6 protein-coding genes are annotated in these 4,929 nt (G+C 66.5%); 4 read left to right on the top strand and 2 right to left on the bottom strand.

The window, feature by feature from the left end; genetic code table 11:
- From VL973_RS07110 to VL973_RS07100, 3 genes are all read left to right on the top strand, one after another.
- A partial coding sequence (locus tag VL973_RS07110) for a peptide chain release factor-like protein (protein WP_325283330.1) occupies positions 1-494 on the top strand: 494 nt, incomplete at its 5' end.
- Entirely contained in the window at positions 487-1,311 is an 825-nt protein-coding gene (gene prmC / locus VL973_RS07105; RefSeq protein WP_325283329.1) for a peptide chain release factor N(5)-glutamine methyltransferase, read from the top strand. The genes VL973_RS07110 and prmC, both read left to right, overlap by 8 nt.
- Before the next feature lie 257 nt (positions 1,312-1,568).
- The gene (locus VL973_RS07100) at positions 1,569-2,297 is read left to right on the top strand and encodes a DUF4167 domain-containing protein (RefSeq protein WP_325283328.1); all 729 of its coding nucleotides are present in this window, start codon (positions 1,569-1,571) and stop codon (positions 2,295-2,297) included.
- Between the two features lie 55 nt (positions 2,298-2,352).
- Here VL973_RS07100 and VL973_RS07095 read toward each other — a convergent pair whose 3' ends face one another.
- On the bottom strand, positions 2,353-2,664 hold the full coding sequence (locus tag VL973_RS07095) for a hypothetical protein (protein ID WP_325283327.1): 312 nt from the start codon (positions 2,662-2,664) through the stop codon (positions 2,353-2,355).
- A 64-nt stretch (positions 2,665-2,728) separates the two neighbouring features.
- Between VL973_RS07095 and VL973_RS07090 the strand changes: the two genes are divergently transcribed.
- A complete protein-coding gene (locus VL973_RS07090; protein WP_325283326.1) occupies positions 2,729-3,157 on the top strand; it encodes a CBS domain-containing protein in 429 nt (142 codons plus the stop codon).
- Positions 3,158-3,164: 7 nt separating this feature from the next.
- Here the strand turns inward: VL973_RS07090 and VL973_RS07085 are convergent, their stop codons facing one another.
- Positions 3,165-4,640, bottom strand: a complete 1,476-nt coding sequence (locus VL973_RS07085; protein ID WP_325283325.1) for a lipopolysaccharide biosynthesis protein — start codon at positions 4,638-4,640, stop codon at positions 3,165-3,167.
- Positions 4,641-4,929: the final 289 nt, after the last annotated feature.

Below are 4,929 nucleotides of genomic sequence, written 5' to 3'. Positions count from 1 at the left end.
GGCGCATCCACACCTCCGCCGCGACCGTCGCCGTGCTGCCGGAAGCGGAAGAGGTCGATATCGACATCGCCGACAGCGACCTCCGCATCGACGTGTTCCGGGCATCGGGCGCGGGCGGGCAGCATGTGAACACCACCGATTCGGCGGTTCGCATCACCCATGTGCCCAGCGGAATCGTCGTCAGCCAGCAGGACGAGAAGTCGCAGCACAAGAACAAGGCCAAGGCCATGAAGGTGCTGCGAACCCGCCTGTTCGAGGCGGAGCGCGAGCGCGCGGCGAACGAGCGGGCCGATGCGCGCAAGTCGATGGTCGGATCGGGCGACCGTTCGGAGCGGATCCGCACCTATAATTTCCCGCAGGGGCGCGTGACCGACCACCGCATCAACCTGACCCTGCATCGCCTGCCCGAGATTGTGGCGGGCGAGATGGACGAACTGATCGCCGCGCTGATCGCCGAGGATGAAGCGGCGCGGCTGGCGACGGTCGATGGCTGAGCCGGTGCGTGCCGCGCTTGCCGCGGCGGCGCGGGCACTGGCGTCGGTTTCGGACAGCGCGCGGCTGGACGGCGAATTGCTGATGGCGCACGCACTGGGGTGCACGCGCGACGAATTGCTGCTGCGGCGGCTGGACGATGCGACGCCCGGCGGTTTTGCCGGATTGCTCGACCGGCGGTTGGCGGGGGAGCCGTTGGCCTATATCACCGGCACGCGCGATTTCTGGACGATCACGCTGGCGGTCGGGCCGGGCGTGCTGATCCCGCGCGCCGACAGCGAGACGCTGATCGAGGCGGCGGTGGCGCATTTCGCAGGGCGCGCGCCGCCGCGCCACCTCCTCGACCTCGGCACCGGGCCGGGCACCTTGTTGCTGGCGGCGCTCAGCGAATGGCCGGGCGCGCGTGGCATCGGTATCGACGCGTCCCCCCGCGCGCTGGACTTTGCGCGGGCCAATGCCGAGGCGCTGGGCATGGCTGACCGGGCGGTGTTTCGCACCGGCGACTGGGCGGCGGGAATCGACGACCGGTTCGACCTGATCCTCGCCAACCCGCCCTATGTCGCGACCGACGAGGCGCTGGGTCCGGGGGTGCGTGAATATGAACCGGGCGAGGCGCTGTTCGCCGGGGCGGACGGGCTGGACGATTACCGCCGGATCATCCCCGCGCTGCCCGCCCTGATCGCGCCGGGCGGGGTCGCGATCCTTGAGATCGGCTGGCGTCAGGGCGCGCAGGTTTCGGCGCAGGTCACGGCGGCGGGACGGTGTCCGCGCATCGTTCATGATCTGGGCAGCCGCCCGCGCGCCGTCGTCGTGACTTGAACCAGCAATACAGGGACACAATATTGTGCTTGGAGATCGCCGCACCTGTCGCTAAGGAAGGCACATAGGGGCAGGCATTTTCAACCAAGTTGTTGAAAACGGGGCAATGGCCCGATCCAGGTCAGCTGCGTCGCCGATTTTGGCGGCCCTGTGGCGAAAGCGTCCTTTCCGGTCGTCCCCGGTCAGGCGTGCGGAGTGAAACGCATTCGACTGGCATGATGCCGGACCGAATAGGGTAAGGACAGGACACACAGACCTTGATGAACAATCGTCAGGCCGGCCGCCGTCGTGGTCGTGGCGGGCAGCGCCCGCAGGGTGGCAACCCAAATCGCACCGATAACGGCAATCGCATCGACAATCGTGCGCGCGGCAACGCCGCACAGTTGCTCGAGAAATACAAGAATCTCGCGCGTGACTCGCAGATGTCGGGCGACCGGGTGAACACCGAATATTATCTGCAGTTCGCGGATCATTATTTCCGGGTGCTCAACGAAAGCCGCGCGCGCGTCGAGGAAAATCGCCGCCAGCGCGACGATGACGACGATGACGATTTCGAGATGGAAGGCGAAGCGGGCACGCCCGATCAGCCCCAGTCGGATCGGCAGCCGGGTCGTCAGTCCGACCGCCAGCCGGATCGCCGCCCCGATCGCGACGCACCGCGCGGTGAGCGTGCCGACCGCGACGACCGTCGCCGCGATCGCGCCGCTGCACAGGGCAATGGCGACGCAGAAGCGGTCACCGCATCATCTGACGAAGCGGAAGGGCCCGCCGAGGCGGAAGCACCCCGTCGCCGTGGTCGCCCGCGTCGTCAGCCCGCTGCCGGAACGACGAGTGAGCAGGACGAAACCGCACCCTCGATCGACGCCGATCGCCTGCCGCCTGCGCTGGTGGCCAGCAGCGACGCCGATGATGAGGAAGCGCCCCGCCCGCGCCGCCGCCGCAAGCTGCGCGCTGATGGGGAGGAAGCGGCATCGACCGCGGCCTGACCGCCTCGACCAACCCGAACTGAAAAGGGGCCGGCGCGCAATCGCCGGCCCCTTTTCATGCGCGTCCGTCGTCGTGCCGCTGCCGCCCCGGATCATGGGCGCGGTTGACCCGGTCAACGCTGTCGTCATGGCCCGATCCCGACGACAGGAACACCAGGCCCATCAGCGCGCCGCCCATCATCACGGTGCCGAACATCCCCAGAAACGTCGCGATGCCCATATGGATCGGCATGTGCCCGACCCAGTGATACAGGATCACCAGCGCCCCGATCGCGCACGCCAGCGCCAGCACCGTCATCCAGCCCAGGATGCGGCGAAAGCGGGTCCAGGCGAAACGCGCATATTCGGGGTCGTCAAGGTCCGTCATGGCTTCCCACATGGGGCGTTTCGTGGGAGAGTCCAGTCTCAGTCACCTTTTGGGAGAGGGTGTGATGACGATCGCGAAGATCCTTGAGACAAAGGGCAGCGAAATCGTGTCGGCGCCGATCAGCGCCACGGCGGTCGCGGCGATGTCGCTGCTGGCCGAACGCGGGATCGGCGCCTTGCCCGTGATGGACGGCGCACGCGTGGCCGGCATATTCTCCGAACGCGACGTGCTGCACGCAATCGCCCGCGACGGGGCGGCGGCGCTCGACCGGCCGGTGTCGGAATTGATGACCGCGCCCGCCGTCACTGTCGGTCCGGGTCAGAACGTCATCGGTGCACTGGCGCTGATGACGCGGCGGCGAATCCGGCATCTGCCGGTGGTCGATGGCGACCGGTTGCTGGGCTTTGTGTCGATCGGCGATCTGGTCAAATACCGGATCGACCGTATCGAGCAGGAAGCCGAATCGATGCGCGCCTATATCCGGCAGGTCTGACGCGCGATCATCCCCGCCGCCGTGCAAAGGCAATGACTTCCCACAGGGTTTCGCGCGCGAACAGTATCAGCCATCCGCCATAAGCGAGCGCGCCGGTGGCGACGAGGATCGTCAGTCGCGGCAGTGCCGGCATCGCCGGCAGGAGCAGGTCGACGCCCAGCGTGATTGCCGCCATTGCCAGCCCGGCCAGCACCGGGGGCGCGATTGCGCGCAGCATCGCGGCGGCGCTGCTCCCCACCTGATCCAGCGAGCGCGAGGCCGTGAATGCCAGATATAGCGGCCACACCGCCACCCAGGCCCAGGCCAGCCCCATGACCCCGAACCGAATCCCGATCAGAAATGCCAGCGGCAGCATCACGCCCCCCGCCGCGCCGATCCGCGCCGCGATGGCGGGCAGCCCGCGCGCGTTGGTCGCGGGCGCGAACAGCGTCTGCAGCGTCATGAAAGGCATCGCCAGCGCCAGCACGCGCACCAGCGGCGCGGCCTCGATCCATTTGTCGCCCAGCACCACGACCACCAGCGGCCCGGCGGTCACGGCCAGCCCGGCATAGAATGGCATCGCCACCACCATGACGATCCGCGCGGACTTGGCGAATGCCGCGCCCATCGCAGCGCTGTCGTCCTGAATGCGTGAGTAGGCGGAGAAGGCGACGTCGTTCAGCGTGGGCAGGAACTTGGCGACGAACACCTGCGTCAGGAACAGCGCCGTGGTGTAGAGACCAAGGCGGTGCGGATCGAGCTGGCGGCCGGCAATGAAGATGTCGGCCTGGCTTTGCAGGAACCAGAACAATTGCGTCGCGGCCATCAATCCGCCGAAGCGGACGACATCCCCGGATCCGCGGAAATCGAAGCTTGGCCACATCAGCGACCGGGCGATCCAGGTCATGATGACCGCCCGGCTCCAGAACAGCGCCATTGGCGCGGCGATCAGCGTCCAGACGCCCCAGCCCGCCATCGCTCCGGCAATCGCCACCAATGCGCCAAGCACCGACGAGACCAGGTTGGCCTGTGCCTGTCCCTTGAACGCCATTGATCGCGCCAGCAGCGCATAGGGAAACGCGATGAACGGCGTCGCGACATACAACAGTGCCTGAACCCGCAGCAGATCGGTTACGATCGGCTGGCGGAAATAGGCCGCGGCCAGCGGCGCCAGCGCAAACTGCGCCGCGCCCAGGCCGAGGTTCAGGATCAGCAGCAGCCCGAACAACTGGCGCTTTACCCGGTCATCGGCATCGGGCCGCTGGATCACGGCGCTCGCCAGGCCATAGCCGTTGAGCATGTTGAGCAGCGCCAGCACCACCTGCGTCATGGCGAACAGCCCGTAATCGCCCGGCGACAGGATACGGATGACCAGAAAGGTCGATGCCCAGGTGACGATCTGACCGGCGATCTGGGTGCCGGAACGCCAGATGACGGCGCTCCGCACCTGCCCACGCAGCGATTCGAGGCGTTGATTCGATGCTGATTCGGGTGGCTCGGTCATGGAACCGTCATCGCAGTGCCGAGCTAACAGCACGTAAATCCGCCGATTTCCGCCAATTATTCACATAAGCGTCATTTTTTTGAAAAAGATGTTTGACGACCCGGAATGGTATCCGTAGAGACCCCTTCACCGACGGGGCGCACTGAATTGGAGCGTTTGGTTGGTTATCGAAAGCGAGGCGCATTGGTTGCCCTGGGAACGGGGTTGACGGTGCGTCGGTTTTTGTCGCTCTTTGACATTGTGATTTAGATGAAGGGACATGTGGGCGGCGGCTCGGTGTTTCGGCGGT

The organism is Sphingomonas sp. (assembly GCF_035490575.1).
Lineage (GTDB): Bacteria > Pseudomonadota > Alphaproteobacteria > Sphingomonadales > Sphingomonadaceae > Sphingomonas.
This window is presented reverse-complemented; position numbering and strand designations above follow the sequence as displayed.